We start from the raw sequence: 18,731 nt of genomic DNA on the forward strand, positions 1-18,731 counted from the left end.
GCACCCTCTCTATCGTTTCTTCCGGTCGCGGATTCGTCCGCGCTCCTGCAGGATTTCTCGCCGGCTCGCTGCACGCTCCCGCCCTTTTTTCGCGACCGACTTGCCCTGCTCGCCTTGACTCAAGAACTTGGTCAGCGCGCTGATCGTCGGGTACTGGAACAGCTGTACGATCGGAATGTCGACGAAAAACGATTCCGTTAACTTCTTGTGAACTTGAACAGCCTGCAACGAATGTCCACCGATCTCAAAAAAGTTATCGTGAATCCCCACTTTTTCCACAAGTAAAACTTCCTGCCAAATCTTCGCAAGCTTTAATTCCATCTCGTTTTGAGGCGCCACATAAGCAACATCTTTGTTCGCCCGCTGTTCTTTTGGATCGGGCAGCGCTTTGCGATTCAGCTTGCCATTGGGCGTCAGCGGCAACCAATCGAGCGTCACAAAAACGGAGGGAATCATATAATCGGGCAGCTTGTCCTGCAAAAACGCACGCAGTTCACCGCTTTCTGGTAGCTGTGATGCATACGGCTCTGCAAACACAACATAGGCGGCGATATATTTCTCTCCTTGTAGATCCTCGCGGTCGACGATCGCCGCCTCGCGCACCGCCCGATGCTGGACGAGCACTTTTTCGATCTCGCCGAGCTCGATGCGGAAGCCGCGTATTTTCACCTGATCGTCGATCCGCCCCAGGAACTTGATGTTGCCGTCAGGGAGATACTGAACAAGGTCCCCCGTCTTGTACATCCGTGCGCTCGGATCTTCCACAAATGGATCGGCGATAAACTTCTCTGCCGTCAGCTCCGGACGCTTGTGATAGCCGCGTGCCAAACTGTCACCGCCGATATGCAGTTCTCCCGGCACCCCGATTGGGAGGGGACGCAACCGGCTATCGAGAACATACGTTTTTACATTGGCGAACGGGCGGCCGATCGGCACGCGATCGACCGTTTCCGTTTGGGTGACTTCATAGGTCGTCGCCCAAACGGTCGCTTCTGTTGGGCCGTACATGTTGATCAAGCGGACGTCGGGCAGCTGGTGGCGCAATTCTTCTGCCAGTTTTGCCGGCATTTCTTCGCCGCCGAGCATCAGCGCTCGGAGCGACCGCAACGCCGCCATCTTGTCCCGATCTGCACTCAAGATCTTCATCAGCGAAGGCGTACACTGCATCATCGTCGCCCGATGAGCGGCCGCTTGTCCGGCTAACGAAGTATCACCCTTGGCAAAATCGATCTCCTCATCTGCCGGACGGTTCTCCGGCTTGCACCGTTTGCGCAGTTCGTTCAGCCTGTCCAAACTGTCAAGCACTTGGTCGCTATCGACACCAAAATCGATCAGGCAGGCAATCTCGTCGACGCCGATCCGTTTGAGGCGGTCGGCAACCGCATAGCATGTCTCCGGTGTGCCAAACAACCCGCTCGTTTCAAAATAGCGTTCAAACGCCAAGCCCAAAATTCCCTCGCGATCTTCTGCAGACAGGTTGTTAAGATCTACATCCAGTTGCGCGCTGCGCACCAGATTTTCAACCAAACCGAAGGAAGAGCGCAGATAATCGGTAAACGGTTTTCTGACTTTCTCACGCACCTCTTCGACGCTCTCGCCGAGAAACGTGTGCAGCATTAACGCGACACGTCGCGACTGCGGATCATATCCGTTTTCGAGCAGCGCCTGACGATATACGGAGATCTTCTCTGCCAACTCTTCCACCGTCTGCCCCAGCAAGTGGGTCAGCAGGTGCGCCCCGATCTCGCCAGCCCGCCGAAACGTCTCCAGATTCCCGCCCGACGTGACATAGACAGACAATGTTTTTTGCATCGGTCGTGGCAAAGTCTGCACCATGACCTCTTGGCCGACTCCGCCCACAAACGGCAGAGCTTCTCCTTGCCACAACTTCTGCACCGTCTGGATCTCTTCAAACATCCTGTTCGTGCGATCCTTGTAGTTCTCCGGTGCTAATACAAAATCATCAGCATGCCAACCGGACGCAAACGACAGGGCCACCCGACCGCGTGACAGATGATCGACCACCGACCAGTCCTCGACGACGCGGATCGGAGAGTTTAAGGGCAGAACCACGCTGCCCGCCCGCAGCTCGATGTTGTCTGTCACCATCGCCAGTGCGGAAGAGATCACCGCTGGATTCGGGTAGAGGCCGCCGAATTGGTGAAAGTGGCGCTCTGGTGTCCAGACGGCAGCAAATCCGTTTCGATCCGCATACTTGGCCCCTTCCATCAGCAGTCTGTATTTCTCCCCGTCGTTCGCCTCCTGTTCGTCACTAGCAAAATAGAAGAGGCTGAATTCCATGCCATTGCCCGTCTTCCTCGTCTGCATGCGAGCGAGTCCGCCCGATGCTTCCCGCTCGGACAAGAGCACCACTTTCGCGCCGCGCACGAGCGTCCAGAACAGTTCCAGCACCGAGATGTCAAAACAGATCGAAGTGACGGCGAGGATCGTATCGTCCTCTGAGCAGCCGATGCGTTGATCCATGCCGATGAAAAAGTTCGCTACATTGCGATGCTCGATCATGACGCCTTTCGGGAGACCTGTTGAACCTGACGTATAGATCATGTAAGCCAGATGCTCAGGCTTCACCCCGCTGGCAAACGTCACATCGCTGTAGTTCTCCAACACTTCCCATGTGTGATCCAGCAACACCGTCTGTACCTGCTGTGCGGAGAGCTGTGGAAGCACATGAGGTTGCGTGAGAAGCAAGGAGACTTGTGCGTCGTCGAGAATGAAGGAGATCCGCTCTGCCGGATAGGTGGGATCGAGCGGAACATACGCCCCTCCTGCCTTGAGAATCCCCAGCAGTCCAACGATCATTTCCAGGGAGCGCTCCATGCACAGCCCGACCATTTTTTCTGCGCCGACACCCCGCTCACGCAACAGTGCTGCCAACTGGTCGGCCCGTCGATTCAGCTCCGAATAGGTCAAGCTGTGCCCTTCGAACACCACAGCCGTCCGATTCGGCGTGCGCTCGACTTGCGCTTCAAACAGCTGATGAATGCATGACCCCACCGCATCACCGACCGATGTTTCGTTCCACTTGACCAGAAGCTCCGAAAGCTCGCTTTCGGTCATCAGCTGCAAGTCACCGACCGGGCGATCCACATCTTGGCTCGCCGACATGAGCAGAGTTTGGAAATGACCGATCATCCGCTCGATCGTCGAACGCTCGAACAGATCGGTGTTGAACTCGAACGAACCGCTCAATTCCCCATCGACCTCGCCCATCGTCAGCCAGAGATCCATCTGCGTGCTGTGCTGCGCAAGCGGAACTGTCCGCATGTCCAGACCTGCCACGGTCAGGCGAGTTCCTGCATCCCCCATCGCCACGCCAGTCAGACCTTGCTCGTCGAGCACATGCGATTTTTGGAAGGTGAACATCACTTGAAACAAGGGGGAGTAGCTCGGGTTGCGCGGGAGCTGCAAGCGCTCTACCAACAGCGAGAGCGGGTACTCCTGATGCTCCAAAGCTCCGAGCACAGCATGGCGCATCTGATGCAGCAGCTCGCCAAACGTCGGTTGCTCTGCAAAGTTCCCCCGCACCGCGACAGGATTGACAAAATAGCCGACCGTTTCCGCATAGCGCGCGGAGGGGCGGCAAGCGGTTGGGGAGCCCACCAAGATGTCAGTCTGGCCGGAATACCGATGCAGGAGCGTTTGGAAAGCTGCCATCAGCAGGACGTACATCGTAACGCCCTGTTCCTTCGCCAACGATTTAAGCTGCCGTGTCAACGCTTCGGACAAGCGGAACGTGTGACTTGACCCGTTGTAGGTCTGCACAGCAGGACGAGGACGATCGGTCGGCAAGCTCAGCACAGTCTGGGCATCGCCGAGCTGCTGTTGCCAGTAAGACCAGAGCTTTTCCCCTTTGGCGGCCGATAGCATCTGACTCTGCTCCGCTACATAATCGGCGAACGAACCGCGAGTCGCTGTGAAAACTGGCAGTTTCGCTCGTTTTAGATCAGCATACGCCCTCCACATTTCATCGAGCATCACGTTGAACGACCAGAAGTCGATGACGAGATGGTGGATGGTCAACAACAACACGCTCGCTCGATCCGCTCGGACAAACAGATGCACACGCAGCAGCGGGCCCTGCTGCAAATCGAACGGACGGTTCGCCTCCGCTTGCAATCGCTCCTGAAGTTGCTCTTCACTCCATGAACCTGCGTTTTCGACCAGCAGGTGCGGCTCCACCTGCGCTTGCACCTGCTGCACAGGTTCGCCCTCTTTTTCCACGATCGTCGCCCGAAGCAGCGGATGGCGTTCGATCACCCCTTTAAGCGCTGTCCGGAAAGCGGCCAGATCAAGCTCCGCCTCCAGAGCCACCGCCCGCGAAAGGTTAAACATCGTGTGATCGGGTGCTAATCGCTGAAGAAACCACAGCGCACGCTGTCCATGTGTGAGGGGAAACTCCTGCTTCGCGACACTCGGGAGCAGCTCGCCCGCCTCTATTTCCCCGATGACTTCACGTTCGCCCATCTGCTCCATGACCTTCGCTGTGAGCGTTGCCAAGTTGGCTCCTTCCAAAAAATCAACCGGTGACAAGTCTACGCCGAAGTTCTCCTCGATCTCGTTTTTCAACTCCACCGCCATCAGTGAGTCGAGGCCAAACGCATTGATCGGCTGATCAAATTCGATCTGCACTGGTGACACCTTGAGCACCTGCGCTGCTATTCCCAGCAGTTGCGCTTGCAGCGCCCCGAAACGCTCCGCTTCTGACATCGACATCAGCTGATCGCGTGTCAGCTTGTCCGTCGCTGTGTCGCTGTTCGATGCTTCACCTGTCGAGCTCGATCCTTGACTACTGCCCAACTGGCTCGCATAGACCGCTTGCAGCGTTCCGTCCAGGAAGCGCTGTTTGCAGGCATGTCGCTGAACCTTGCCGCTCGACGTTTTGGCGATGCTTGCCGGCTTGATCAAAATGACGACGTATGCCTGCAATTGAAACTGCTCAGCAACCGCCTGACGAATCTTCCGCACGACTTCCTCGTGATCGCCCTTGCGGTATTGGCGCTCAACTTCTTGAACGATCACCAACCGCTCTTCTCCGTCCTCCTCCGCAGCAAAAACGGCACCATTGCTGTTTTTCACAGCTGGATGGCATTCCTGTACGCAAAATTCAATGTCTTGCGGGTAATAATTGCGTCCGCGAATGATGATCAGATCCTTTAGGCGTCCCGTCACATACAGTTCACCGTCCCGGATAAACCCAAGATCGCCCGTCCGCAAAAACGGCCCTTCGCCCTTGTCGGCCAGATACGCCCGAAACGTCTCTTCGGTCTGCTCAGGTCGTCCCCAATAACCGTGAGCCACGCTTGGGCCGGACACCCAAATCTCACCGACATGATCATCAGCACACGCGGTCAGTTCCTTCGCGTCTACGATCACAACTTGCTGATTCGACAAAGCGGGGCGTCCGCTGCTGACCAATGTTCGGTTTCCTTCCTGCCCGTCAATCGCCGTGACCGCTTGATTTTGCTTCAGCATGTCGCCGCGGATCGTCTGTACGATCGGCGCTTCTTCCTGCGCTCCTCCGGTGACGAACAACGTCCCTTCCGCCAAGCCGTAACACGGGTAGAACGCCTCGCTGCGGAACCCCGATTTACCAAAATAATGAGAAAACTGATTGATCGTCTCGCTGCGAACCGGCTCTGCTCCAGAAAACGCAATCTTCCAATGGCTCAAGTCCAACCGGTCGAGCTGCTCGGGCGTGATTTTCCGCAAGCATAGCTCATAGGCGAAGTTCGGCCCGCCGCTGACCGTCGCCTGCAGTCGCGAGATCGTCTCCAACCAGCGCAGCGGCTTCTGAATGAAATCGACTGGCGCCATCAACGTCATCTGATATCCCGTGTATAACGGTTGCAAGATGCCCCCGATCAGCCCCATGTCGTGATAAGGTGGCAACCAGACCACTCCGCGATCCTCGGCGGTAGTGCCAAACGACCGCTCGATCATTTCCAAATTGCTCAACAGATTGTTGTGTGTGAGCATGACTCCCTTCGGTTGCGAGGTCGATCCCGAAGTATATTGCAAAAAGGCCAACTGATCCCCCTTCAGCTCTGGCAGTTGCCAGCTGTCATCCCGCGCTGAGCCAAGCGAACGTTCCATCACCAGCCAACTCAGTTCCTGAAGCCACGCAGCCTCTGCAAAACGCCGCTCGATTCCCTGATGGATCGCTGCGCTGGTCAGCGCAAATTTGGCACCCGCATCTTGCGCGACAGACTGCAAGCGGCCCAAGTTTCCATTCATTCGCGGAGGATATGCGGGCACTGGGACAACGCCCGCATAGAGGCAGCCAAAAAAGGCGCCGACATACTCCAATCCGGGCTGATACAACAACAAAGCTCGCTCTCCATGCGCGTTCCGATCTTGTAAACGCGCGGCGAAAGACCGTGCCTGCCGATCGAGCTCCCCATATGTGATCGCGTGCTCTTCCCCGCTCTCCGTCAGAAAGGTGAATGCTCGTCGATCTGTCTGCACCGACGCCCGCCAACTCAATAATTCAGGTAGTGTGCAACATCTATGCACCAAATTCGCCACGCCCCAAACCTCCCGTTATAATTCTTAAAACATTCAATTATCTCTTCGCATCAATCGGCCTGTCCTTCTGTGAACCACCGCGGACAGATCACAATGATGTTTCGATCACCGTTATCTAGCAAACTAAATATAGAACTACCTCTCTTTGATTATAAATTTCTATGCCAGAAGTCAAATAATTGATCCGTTACCAAATTACGCTGTGGTAGATCTACTAAAATCAGTTCTGTATTTTTATTATAATATGAATTAATGAAAAATCTATACTTTGATGATCTCAATTGAAGATAATCTTCGGAAATTGAAAATGTAACACTCCTTATCATCCATATAAATACTTTACTTTTTTTATGAACGAAAACCGCGAAGCACAGCAAAAAGCGCCAGGCTCTTCCTGCCTGACGCTTTTCTCCATTGTTTGCACTTGGCTGAACTTTGCAAGCGATGACACTCTTGCTGCTCTCCTCATCCTGATCAACCGCTTGCCATTCCATTCGCGCAAGGGCCAGTCTGTTCACTTGCATTTCGCGATTCGCGTGTCGGCAGGTCGCTTCTTTAGCCTGCGAAGGTTGTCCGCTATCCTTTTAGCCGCCCGCTCATCGCTTTTGACCGAAGAACTGGATGACATGCGACAGCCCGTGGTGCGAGTCCCCCTCGTGACGCATCACTTCTCCCACAAAAAAGTGCAGGATCTTCCAGTCGGAAAACGTCTGTAAAAACTCTTCTGGGTGGTAGAGGAGATCGAAATCTTTCGGCCCACCGCTCTTGTAGGGCAGCTGATCTTTCGAATAGACTTCGGTCAGATAGTAGCCGCCCGGCTTGACTGCCGCTTGCACCTGCGACAAGGTGCGGTGGCGAAGCGGAGTGGGCAGATGGCCGAAGAAGCAGACGATCCCGTCCCACTTTTCCGCCTGCCACGGCGCATCGTTCAGGTCGACCAGCTCGGTGGTCACCTCGACACCTCGCTCGGCGGCGAGGCGTTTTGTTTTCGCCAGGCCGGACTCCGCATAGTCCCACGTGGTGACCGCGTGCCCTTGCTCGGCGAGAAAGACGGCGTTGCGCCCTTCCCCTTCGGCGATGGCGAGCAGGTTGCTCGCGGGAGGCAGGCGGTGTGCGATCGACGCGAGGAACGCGTTCGGCTCTTTTCCGTAGACGTACTCTTCTGCGCTGAAGCGCTCATGCCATTGGTTGGTCATCGTAAAGATTCCTCCTTTAGATCGTACACGGCGATCTCAGATCGACCGTGCAAGCCTCATTTTCGAGGACGGTCATCTCACAGTTGGGCGGATCGAGGTAGACTGGTGAGATGCGGAGCCGCTTCTTCCAAAAACGGACCTGCTTTTCACGCTCATCAGCATCAGGAACTGCCACCACCTCGATCACCTCAAACTCACCTGCATCTCTTGCTGTGCTCTCAGCCTATCGCATTTCGGAGCGTCTTTCAATCGAGTGACCCCGCACAAAGGTTGCGCTCGACGCTCGCTCGATCGCGAAGTCCTGCCGATCTCGATCCGATTCATTTTCGCATCGCACGCTTATCGTTCCCGATCAGGCCGCACGTGTCGCTTTCGGTGATGTCCGCTCTTGAAAAAGGGGACGGTGACGACGCGAGCAGCCTGCTTTCGTCCGTACAGGAGGAGGGAGGCGACGATCAACCAGGGGATCAGCACTTCAAGCGTCGCGAGATGTTCGGTCAGCATCGGCCCGACCGCGCGATCCTTCCGCACCATCTCCCAGGCGGCATATCCCAAGAAGGCGGCGGAGAGCGAGATCAGCGAAGGAATGCGCTCCATCAGCTTGGTCACCACATCCGCTCCGAACAGGATCAGCGGCACCGATATGACAAAGCCGATGCTGATCAGCAACAGATCGCCACCCGCGATCGCCGCCACGGCGACCGTGTTGTCGATGCTCATCACAAGGTCGGCGATCATGATCGTTTGGACTGCCTTCCACAGGTGGGATTGTTGCTGCATCACAGGCCGATCCTCGCCTTGACGCAGCAGGCCGACTGCGATGTAGCCGAGCATCAGCCCGCCTGCCGCCTGCAGATAGGGAATCAGCAGCAGTTTTGCTGCCACAAACGTCAGCCCCACCTTCAGCACCACCGTCCCGATGCTGCCCCACCAGTACGCCTTTTTCTGCACCTGCGGGGGCAAGTTGCGGCAGACCAAGGCGATCAACAGGGCGTTGTCACAGCTCAGGACGACGTTGATCAAGATCAGTTTGAGCAAATCGGTTACAAACGAATCGGCGAGCATCTCTTCCTCCACCTTCCTGCTTGTCAGCCATCTCTACAATGGATATGGCGACGGAAGAAAAAAAGAAGAGCCGACAGCAAAAGATGCGGCTCTGGCTCGGCGGAAACATTCGGAGCGGTCATTTGGGATTTATCAATCGGCGATGTCTGCTTTTGTTGACCGTCCAATGCGGCTGGCCCAGCCGCATCACAGATGCCCCTTCGATCAATTTTTTGCTCGACTTCGCCCAATCTCTTTGTTCTGAGCAGTACACGATGCTCGTCATATCGCCTAAAGTCTATTAATCGATCGAGGTTGGCCAATGGAAAGGCGATTTCATACAGCAAAAAGACTTCGTCCAGTGAACAAGTCGCAATCGAAAAAGCACCCGTTACGGGTGCTTTCGTGGAGTCGCGTCACGCTTAGAAATCTGCCGAGAGCATGTAGAAGGCGCTCGTACTGTATCCGCTAACGGAAAAGACCTTTGCGTAGTAACTCTTCCCCGCAGTGATTGGAAACGTGACCATTTCGGAAGCAGAACCCATATTGGTGGACTTGCCTAGCAATTGACCCGTTTCATTGTAGACGAACAGATCGTAATCCTTACCAGTCGGGACGTCAGTCAATGTGAAGGTGAACGAAGTCGCTGTTGACAAGGATCCGATTTGGACTGAATACCAGTCGACATCGTCAATCGTGGAAATTGTGCCGATACACTTGAATGGACACTTGGTCGCATACGTCATACTATTGTTATTTTCAATCTCCATCTTGATGTCCATCGTACCAACTTGCGCCGATGCTGTGGGCGCGATCAACGCGGAAAGAGACAGTGCAGTGAGTAGAATTGCAAATTTCTTCATCTTCATCAACTCCTTAATATTTTTATATCATTCTACTCTATTCAGATATTTCTTGATTTTCCGATAGACATCCGCGTCGGTTTATTATGATCCTCTCGCGTCCCCTGCTCGTCGCAATACATTCAAATGTATTCTTCTATGCATATCATAAAGTCCGCCTGCCGACTGAGACTCTCTCAGCAAATAATCTCGCAATATTTCATCTTGTTATTTTTTATTTAAATGATAAAATAGATCAAAGACGACCTACCTCACAATCGCAAAGGAGATGATCTTGTGAGAAAGCTAACATGTTTTGCAATCGCAGCAGCTTTAGCGGCAGGACTTGCACCGGGAACTTCGCTGGCAGCAATCGACGCTCCCCTGCAAATTTCTGCCGTACAAACGAAAGCACCGTGGAGCTCGTATCTGTATCAGAACAGCGGTCGTGATGCTTCCATGTTCGGAACCGAAGACCTTCTCTACGGCACCATCGTGAACCTTCCATACGGTTATTTAAAAATGGGCAGGCCGATGAATCTGCCAGCAGGTTCTCCCGTCACCTTCACCGCCTCGTGGACTCCTGCTACAGCCACCTTACAAGTGGGTCTTATGGACTCGAGCAATCTTGAATACGTCGCGCAAACAAACATTTTTAATGGCAGCGACTCAGCGACCCTGTTTACGCCTAGCGACGGAAGCGGTTACTATCGAGCGTTCATCGGGAATTTCGAGGGCAACAACCCGGCAGTGACCATCTACGTCGCTACTACCTCTTTTTAATCGTCCTTCCAACGAGATGCCTTCCCGTATCAAACAGCTGGGAAGAATACAAAACACCCTGCAGATCCGTTCACGGTACTGCAGGGTGTTTGTTTCGATTCGGCGCTGCGACAACAAGCTCTTCAATTGTCGCGGATCGTGTAACGACCAGCTATATCGCTTGAAGGTTCGGGGTGTTCGGCAAGGAGCTGGGATCGCCTTGCTGAAACAAACGCAATTCTTCCTTTGTGGTTCCATCCGTACTGATCATATAAATACCTCCATCATAAGAGGATGCGTACACGGAGTTCCCCTTTCGTCGAAGAGCGCTAATCCCGTTCTCCGCCACGCGAATGGCAGACGTCAAGATCCCTGTCCGAGGATTCCAGATGACAACATAGCCCCAGTAGTCGGCCGATACGATGTGACCATCTTCAGTGACCGTCACCGACTTGATCGAATAGCGATGTACGTCGTGTTGAGCGATAATCCTAGCAGAATCAAGATCGTAGATGCGGACAACCTTATCACGGGAAACGGAGATCACTCGACCGTTCACACTGTCCAAAAAAATGTCATTGACGATGGCAGTAGGGCCGAAAAATTCGCGTGTTGCCTTCTTCAGATCACCTTTCTGGAATAGATGAATCGAGTTGTCGGACGAGCAGGTCAGCACATATTGTCCATCAGCCTGAACCGCTTTTACAGCACCGCCATGCGCTTTCCAAGAGACGACTTCTTCAGCGCGGACAGGGTCGATCACATGCACATGACCGCCATACGTCCCGACATAGAACTTTTGATCCTCTGAACAGAAGAAGACGCTGTTGACAGGGCCGCTGCCAAGGCGAATCGTTCGAATCTGTGCTTCGTGTGTACGATCCATGATGTGCGCTTCGCTCGCGTGATCGCCCCACACGACATACTGTCCATCGTCTGAAATGCCTACACCGTTTGTCAGCGTGCCATGTACTCTTCCAAGATCTTTTCCGTCGATGCGGAATCGACCATCATCAGAAGCGGTAGCGAACTCAAATTTCTCGGAGATCGCGAGGTCGTTGATCGAAGGAGTTGCCAATTCCCATTTCGGGCTAATCAGTTCTCCAGTCGCCAAAGACCATTCACAGTAACGCACACCGAAGCTCGCACCGAGGATCGACCGCTCATCTGTCGTCCAGGCCAGCGCGCGCTCCCATTGGTATTTATAGGTCGAAAGCTCTTTCACCAACTCGCCCGTTGCAGTAGACCATATTTTGATCAGATGGTCATAGCCCGCGGTCAGCAACAAGCGTCCAGTCGGTGAGAAGACCACTTTTTTCACGCCGAAATCATGCGCTGGCAAGGTCGATTGCAATTGGAGAGAGGACGCATTGTAGATCATCACACGTCCATCGTCCGCCCCGATCGCAAAAGCGTCGATCGATTCGTTTCCCGAAACAGCATCCAACTCACAGTCAAACGGTCCGATTTCCCCTAGTTCCGCACCTGTTGCAAGATCCCAGATCAAAGCTCGTCCGTCGTCACCTGTTGTAAAAGCACGTCCCTGATTGACCCACAACGAGAGCACATCTTTGCTGTGACCTTGAAATACGGTCTGAATCGCTCCAGTCGTGAGGTTGAACACCATAGCCCGTCTGTCGCGTGAAGTTGAGACCAGCAGAGTATCGTGCTCGGCAAAAGCGAGCGCTTCCACATCGTCAGCATGTCCGAACAGAGTTCGGATCAAAGCGCGCGACTTCAAATCATAAACGTTGATCGTATAGTCTGACGATGCGCTCGCCAACAGCTCTCCACTTTCGGATAGAGCGAGAGAGTTGATCAGATGTTCGTGCTTGCCAAGCAATTCGCATTGACCAGTTTGACGGTTCCACACATAGATCTCTTTACCATATCCGGCTGTGTAGACTTCTTTTCCATCCTTGCTCGCCAATACGGCAGTAATCGGTCCAGTATGCAAGTTCATCTCCTCCTTCAACTTTAAGAATTCAGTTGCCCTCCCCTTGCGCATCGCGCACCAAGCGGAAACCGGTAAAGCGGAAAACAGGATCGGGAAACCCTCCATGACGCCGTGCGACCCGGGCCAAATCGCCTCCTCGCGCGAATGAGCCTCCTTTGAGCACCGGGTACTTCATGCCAAGCGCTTCGACCAGATCATCTACGACCAGATCGCCTCCTCGGTAAGGCGCGTACAGGTCGTCGACCCATTCTTCCACGTTGCCTCCCATGTCGTACAAACCAAACAAGGATCGACCTTCCGAATAATGGCGCACCGAAGTCGTCTTGCCGACTCCCGCTTCATGAGTGTTGCAAAGCGCCGGATCAAACCCTGAGCCCCAAGGATATTCACGATCAGTTCCGCCACGCGCTGCGTATTCCCATTCTGCTTCGCTCGGAAGGCGTACCTCGTATCCAAGTTGCTCGCTCAACCACACGCAATATTGTTTCGCCTCTTCAAAAGTCACGCCCCAGACCGGATGATCATCCATTCCTGCAAGTTCGGGGCTCCAGATGCTTTCGGGCAACCTGTTTCCTGTCGCCTCCGAATACTCGCGATACATGCGGTTGGTCACGAGAATGTCAGAAATCTCAAAACTGCCCAACCATACCTCGTGCTGTGGGTATTCTTTCAGCAACCAGTCTCTGAACACTTCGACATATCGGGGTTCAAGCAAGCGAGACTTCCATTCTTCATTTGCACGATCAATTTCTGCTAAAGTGCTACCGATTCTCGCTCGTCCTGCCGGAATCCGTATCCACTCCAAGTGAGTTATTGTGACTTTGCGCATAATACCCCTCTCTCGAACTGAAAGATTATAGGATTGCACATAAACATGACGAATTCGATTCATTTTTCAGAAAATTTATCATCTAGCTTTTGACCGAATCGCTGATGAACGATCACGCTTACTTCTTAAGCGCGATCACCTGCAGTTGACTCTTGCCGATCAACGCCTTCGATTCGATGACTCGCAATACTTCAAGCGGAGTGCTTTCAATCAATTGAACGATCGATTCAGGAGAGAAATAGCAGTGATAGCGCCCATAATCGTCAATGTTTCCCTCTCGAAAAACTTCGCCCCATACCACGACACTGAACAGTCCATCTGACTGCAAACACTCGGAAATTTGTTGCAGATAATCAAAATGTTCATCCGGATGTTGATGATGAAAACAGCCATTGTCGACGATCAGATCGAATTTTTGAGTCTGCCGCATGGCCCATGCTAGAAAATCATCTTGAATGAATTTCACTTCAAATGGTTTCGTTCCATCATAAGATTCCCAATTTTCATGGTGAAACAGGTCAATACCTGTATAGGAAGCCAGATTTGGCAGCGACATCAGATGTCGTCCATTTCCGCAACCGATGTCCAACAGATGAAGGCGACGATTCAATCGCTTGAAGGCTGTATCAAATGCGATCTTGGTTGCATCCACCAACGACGCATCGTTCGACCAGACATCGCTCCCTTCTTCGTAATGCTTGGTGAACGCTTCTTTTATCACCGTTTTATACCGCTCAACATCATGGTGGGAATGCCTCTCAACCATAATGTCCCTCCCTTCTGCCACTTAATATCCTTTAGTATAGGAAGATTGATTCCCAGCCGTTTCCCAGAAGGATCATATGCGATTATCTGAAGAGTCGTTGTGCGTCTTGGGCGAAAGGATCTCCATACTTGGATAGAAGTGTGGAAGGAACTCACTATATAATTGAAAATTCAAAATATATGTGAATCCTTTACACATCCCTCTCCTTCAGCAGAGATGGATTGATCGTTGTCAATACTGCAACTCCATAGCTGATCGGAGCGTAACAGGTTAACATTGTCAGATTTGCTCCTGTAGTAGTATAGGAACAAGAATGGATGAGCAAAAGGAAGAGGTGGTGATCAGAATGGCGAACCAAATCAATCATTTTTCTCAATTGCTGAAAGATCATGTACAGCAACTGGAATGCGGGAGAACGAAACTCTTTCTAGTTGGGCCGGTTCAATTGCCGATCACCCTAGAGGGAGAGACGGTAACCTTTCAATGGTATTCCTGGTTGTCAGGCGAGAATTTGCCAGAAGATTGCGGCACTCTACTGAAGCGCTTGCCATCACTACAATTGGAGAACTTCCAGCAATCGTCTGTACTTGTATATGGAAATTTCAAGTCGAGCAGTAATGCTGTGATCCGCATGCACAGCATCTGCCATACGGGTGATATCTTTGGCAGCAAACGCTGCGACTGCGGATCACAACTGAGCAAATCGCTGCAACAGATCATCGAGTTTGGCTCAGGGGCGCTCTTCTATCTGGCCAATCATGAAGGTCGAGGCATCGGACTTTTTAGCAAAGCATTCACCTATTTGCTCCAAGAGCAAGGTCTCGATACTGTCGAGGCAAATCTTGCACTCGGATTCCCAGAGGATGCTCGCACCTACGAGGAAGCGCTGACCGTTTTACAGCATTTGCGAAAAGGTCAGGTGACACTCTTGACCAACAACCCCAATAAGCTGAACGCATTACGCAACGCAGGCCTACAGGAAACAAAGATGGTTAGCCTGTGGGGCGATGTCACGCAGTATAACCAGAACTACATCAAAACTAAAATCAAGAAATCTGGTCACCAGATGAATGAAGAGCAGCAATCCTTGCTCCTACAGCCCGCAGAAAATCGTTAAACGGACAGCTCGATCTCGACAACTTCATCGATCTCTCTGTGCGATCGGCAGCTACAACGAAACCTGGATTCGTCATATAACGACGCTTCTAGGTTTCTTGATGTCTATGTGAGATATCACGTCTTCGCAAAATAAAAAACGTGATCCGATTCACGTTCAAATCACCCCAAATCCCCATACAAATTTTTTCACATCAGGAAAATATGATCATAATTTACAGAATATTATTGACAAACGTGATTTATGTTGATATTCTGTCGATAAATTAAACAGATTTTTAAAACACTCAAAAATATTTTATGAAAAAGCGATTCTTTCGTGCTCCATCCGATCAGAAAGGAGAGTTTTTTGATGAAAGAGCCTATCGGTGCGAAGATTTTAAAACTTCGTATGCGTCAAGGATTAACACAGGTACAACTTGCCAAAGGAATTTGTGATCGCAGCCACATCAGCATGATCGAAGCTGGAAAGTGCACCCCCTCGATTCTCCTGTTAGAAAAGATTGCAGCCAGGCTGCAGCTTGCGCTTCCCGACCTTCTGCAAGAGGTAACTCCACCGTCCCGCGAGGCTTCTTTCTCTTTCGACCTGCTGATTGAACATATCGCGGCGCTGATCCATGATTGCCAATATTACGATGGCTCGGTGCTCATACGCAAGCATCTGCGCCACCCTGACATCGTGGAGTCCCCAAGTAAAATGGCGGTCCTCTTTCGTTACGCTGGAATTCTTGAAGCGTTGAAAGAGCAATACGAACGCGCCGAAGCCCACTTGCGCAAAGCGCACGAATATGCGGAAGAATGCCGCGACCAGCAAATCTTAGCCGAGGTAAACATCTCCTTAGGTGCCTTAAAGAACTTGATTGGGAAATACGAGAAATCGGAAGCGATATACAAAAAATTGCTCTCCTCGATTCCCAAAGAGCTACCTCTTTCCACCCATACAAAAATCTATTACGGTCTCGGTCGAGCATTGTATGGTCAAGGCAAGTTCCACCAGGTGGTTCGCATCTTAATAACTCGTTTGGATCAACTGTTAAAGAACAACTCGATGTTTATGTACGGTGAGATCAGTGCCTTGATTGCGGCCTGCTACGAAAAGATGAACATCTATGATCAAGCGATCCCCTACTATGAAAAAGCGGTCGCCTACCACACGTTTACAGGCAATGTAGAAAAAGCGTCTCTTTCGCATCACCTGATCTCCAACTGCTATCTCGCGATGGATTGCCAAGAAAAAGATGCGACGTTTTCGAAAATAGCTGTCGAGTCCCCACAATTTGACCACCAAGATTTGTTTCACAGCTCTCAATATTTTTGATCACTCCACCGCAGTAGGGAGAGCCATCCGGTTCCTAAGCTTGGAGATCCCGCTTGGATTTCTGTTCATGGTTAATATTCTGTATTTTCAGAAAAATAGTGAGTCATACTCCCGACCTTGTCCTTTCTTGCGATGAGAGGGTTTTCCTGTACCCGAAACTAACGGAGGAATCAGGAGTCATCAACACCCAGTTTGAATCCATATTTACGGAAGGATAATATTTATTTGCGGACTATTTTCGTAGTTCAGAATAATCAGAAGGAGGTGTCGGTCGATGAGAAAACAACCGAAACGCGTTGCTGGCAAAGGTGAACCTACCGATAACTAAGAAATTCGAATTCCGCGTGGAAAGGAGGTCGAGATCGATGAAAAAACAGCCGAAGCGCATCGCTGGCAAAGGTGAAGTCACCCCTGACTAAGAAATTCGAAAATGAGTGAAAGGAGCAAGCTCCTTTCACTCATTTTCGAATCCAGATTCTAACCATCGCTTCAATTCTATACTTTTCAGGAGGCTTGATTATGGTCCAAGAACGTTTTCAGTACATGCTGTACTCCAAAGAGCGGAACGGGTTGCTCGTTTCGGGCAGGAAAGGTGGCATCTATTTTCTCGACCAAAATTTGAACTGCGTACAAGCTTCGATGAAGACTGACAACATCAGGCCGATCTCGGCGATGGTTGCGACCGATCGATACATCTTCACCCGAAGCAATTTCGGTCAGATCGTTCGCTGGGACTTATATACGCTCCGTCCGATCGATATCCTGTATGAGGGCGCTTATGCCGATCGTGCTATGCTCGATGAGGACGACTCCATCACGCCGAGCATCAACCATGCGCTCACCCTGTTCGACAGTAAGGTCTATGCCCTGAATGGCTTTGGGCAACTGTTGGAAATCGATCCGAACACCTGCCGACTGCTGCGCGTGCTCGACCCGAACAAAGCGTCGTTCATCGAAACGATTGAAGTGTCGCGCCCCGATACGCATGTGTTGTCCGACTTTTCAGGCTGGCTTTACTTCGGCAATCTTTCAACCGGGGAGTTTGAAAAGCGCATTCGGGTCGATCGCGGACCTGTCCATTGCGTTCGGTATGACAAGCGCCATGACCGCTACTGGGCATCGACCGACAACTCCTACGGCTTTTCGATCGTGTCGGCTGACGGCAAGGAGAAACAGCATTACAAAATGACGTTGGACGACGTGGAATGGATCACGTTTGATGAATCGCATTCGTCCGCGTACATCGCCTGCTTTGATCATCACCTCTATGTGTATTCGAACGAAAACGAGCAAGCGGAGTTAAAACGGGTGATCGGCCCTTTCAAGTTCCAGTTGAAACAGGTGCTCTATGTGTCAGACCATCAGATCTACATCTTGCTAGAGTCTGGCGAGATCTATCAGATCGACCAATATGGCAACCAGTTGGAGAAAACTTCGTTCGAGGGGAATTGCGTGTGGGGCGTTGACGCCCATCCTGAAGATGACAGCCTCGTGTACTGCGCTTTGGAAGATGGAAGCGTTTCGATCGTTCGCTATGGAATCGGGAGCTATCAGACCGTGGAACTCTCCGAGGTCACGCGGCATCGATATGCATTCGGTCGAGTCCGTCGGGCGCGCCCGTTGCCAGACGGTTCCTATCTGGCGGTCACGACCAGTGGAACGGTGTTTCTCGCTTCTGGTGAGGGAACCATCCGCTGGCGTCGCCAAGTGCCAGGCATCGTGCGCGATGTCGACCTAAACGTCGATTTTACTAAGGCGTTGATCGGCACAGAAGCGCAGTACGCGGCCGAGCTCGATGTCGAAACGGGTGAGCTCCTCCAAGAGCTGAAGTGCGACCTGCCCGTATGGGCGGTCACCTATGACCACCAAGGAAATCGCTACATCGGTTGTCGGAATCAGAAAATCCTCATCCTTGATAAAGATGATTTTGATTCGGTCAGCGAGATCTATCCCCGCGACAACGTGAAGCGCTTCCGCCGATTGGAAAACGGCAACATTCTGATGAATGGCCCAGAGGGAGTTTGTGAAATTGACACCTCGACGAAGGAAGTGGTCAAGCGCTGGACCGATTGGGTGACGACCACTGTAGAAAATGCGATCGTCTTTGAGCAGAACGTTTACACGGTCAGTTATAATCTGATGATTTGCAGCTACGATTACGAGAGCACAGACGGTTTCGACGTGCAGCTTTCGACGCACGACTTTCCAAAAGGGATAGCAGCCCGAAAGGCGGAAACGGGTGAATCTTTGCTTCTCGTCGGTGGTCGTGCTCCCTATGTGGCTGTTTACCTGCTCCAAGAAGGAGTCCCTCATAAAGTTCGTGAATTATTCTTATAAAAAAAGTGTGGAGGAAAC

14 protein-coding genes are annotated in these 18,731 nt (G+C 52.0%); 4 read left to right on the plus strand and 10 right to left on the minus strand.

The features are described from left to right. Positions 1-9: 9 nt before the first annotated feature. The 7 genes from ACFSOY_RS19900 to ACFSOY_RS19930 form a co-directional block, all read right to left on the minus strand. Positions 10-6,546: a MupA/Atu3671 family FMN-dependent luciferase-like monooxygenase gene (locus ACFSOY_RS19900; protein ID WP_386049602.1), complete on the minus strand. Its 6,537-nt coding sequence runs from the start codon at positions 6,544-6,546 to the stop codon at positions 10-12. 149 nt (positions 6,547-6,695) lie between these two features. Beyond that, entirely contained in the window at positions 6,696-7,070 is a 375-nt protein-coding gene (locus ACFSOY_RS19905; protein ID WP_386049603.1) for a hypothetical protein, read from the minus strand. Positions 7,071-7,142: 72 nt separating this feature from the next. Beyond that, on the minus strand, positions 7,143-7,742 hold the full coding sequence (locus tag ACFSOY_RS19910; protein ID WP_386049604.1) for a class I SAM-dependent methyltransferase: 600 nt from the start codon (positions 7,740-7,742) through the stop codon (positions 7,143-7,145). A gap of 16 nt (positions 7,743-7,758) precedes the next feature. Next, entirely contained in the window at positions 7,759-7,929 is a 171-nt protein-coding gene (locus ACFSOY_RS19915; protein WP_386049605.1) for a hypothetical protein, read from the minus strand. Between the two features lie 152 nt (positions 7,930-8,081). Further along, positions 8,082-8,819 (minus strand): TerC family protein, encoded by a 738-nt coding sequence (locus ACFSOY_RS19920; RefSeq protein ID WP_386049606.1) that lies wholly within the window; start codon positions 8,817-8,819, stop codon positions 8,082-8,084. A gap of 11 nt (positions 8,820-8,830) precedes the next feature. Further along, positions 8,831-9,133: a hypothetical protein gene (locus ACFSOY_RS19925; RefSeq protein ID WP_386049607.1), complete on the minus strand. Its 303-nt coding sequence runs from the start codon at positions 9,131-9,133 to the stop codon at positions 8,831-8,833. A 75-nt stretch (positions 9,134-9,208) separates the two neighbouring features. After that, on the minus strand, positions 9,209-9,649 hold the full coding sequence (locus ACFSOY_RS19930) for a hypothetical protein (protein WP_386049608.1): 441 nt from the start codon (positions 9,647-9,649) through the stop codon (positions 9,209-9,211). 276 nt (positions 9,650-9,925) lie between these two features. Between ACFSOY_RS19930 and ACFSOY_RS19935 the strand changes: the two genes are divergently transcribed. Further along, on the plus strand, positions 9,926-10,411 hold the full coding sequence (locus ACFSOY_RS19935) for a hypothetical protein (RefSeq protein ID WP_386049609.1): 486 nt from the start codon (positions 9,926-9,928) through the stop codon (positions 10,409-10,411). Positions 10,412-10,562: 151 nt separating this feature from the next. Here the strand turns inward: ACFSOY_RS19935 and ACFSOY_RS19940 are convergent, their stop codons facing one another. The 3 genes from ACFSOY_RS19940 to ACFSOY_RS19950 all read right to left on the minus strand — a co-directional run bounded on the left by ACFSOY_RS19940 (position 10,563) and on the right by ACFSOY_RS19950 (position 13,942). Next, positions 10,563-12,347 carry a WD40 repeat domain-containing protein gene (locus ACFSOY_RS19940; RefSeq protein ID WP_386049610.1) on the minus strand — a complete coding sequence of 595 codons (1,785 nt, stop codon included), beginning with the start codon at positions 12,345-12,347 and terminating at the stop codon, positions 10,563-10,565. A gap of 28 nt (positions 12,348-12,375) precedes the next feature. Next, positions 12,376-13,176, minus strand: coding sequence for a formylglycine-generating enzyme family protein (locus tag ACFSOY_RS19945; protein WP_386049611.1), 801 nt, complete (start codon positions 13,174-13,176; stop codon positions 12,376-12,378). A gap of 118 nt (positions 13,177-13,294) precedes the next feature. Continuing rightward, a complete protein-coding gene (locus ACFSOY_RS19950; protein WP_386049612.1) occupies positions 13,295-13,942 on the minus strand; it encodes a class I SAM-dependent methyltransferase in 648 nt (215 codons plus the stop codon). Between the two features lie 346 nt (positions 13,943-14,288). Between ACFSOY_RS19950 and ACFSOY_RS19955 the strand changes: the two genes are divergently transcribed. The 3 genes from ACFSOY_RS19955 (at position 14,289) to ACFSOY_RS19965 (ending at position 18,713) form a co-directional block, all read left to right on the plus strand. Further along, the gene (locus tag ACFSOY_RS19955) at positions 14,289-15,059 is read left to right on the plus strand and encodes a GTP cyclohydrolase II (protein ID WP_386049613.1); all 771 of its coding nucleotides are present in this window, start codon (positions 14,289-14,291) and stop codon (positions 15,057-15,059) included. Between the two features lie 351 nt (positions 15,060-15,410). Next, a complete protein-coding gene (locus ACFSOY_RS19960; RefSeq protein ID WP_386049614.1) occupies positions 15,411-16,376 on the plus strand; it encodes a helix-turn-helix domain-containing protein in 966 nt (321 codons plus the stop codon). A gap of 519 nt (positions 16,377-16,895) precedes the next feature. Then, entirely contained in the window at positions 16,896-18,713 is a 1,818-nt protein-coding gene (locus tag ACFSOY_RS19965) for a TolB-like translocation protein (protein WP_386049615.1), read from the plus strand. The last annotated feature ends 18 nt before the right edge of the window (positions 18,714-18,731 follow it).

Source organism: Tumebacillus lipolyticus (assembly GCF_042682745.1).
GTDB classification, from domain to species: domain Bacteria; phylum Bacillota; class Bacilli; order Tumebacillales; family Tumebacillaceae; genus Tumebacillus_A; species Tumebacillus_A lipolyticus.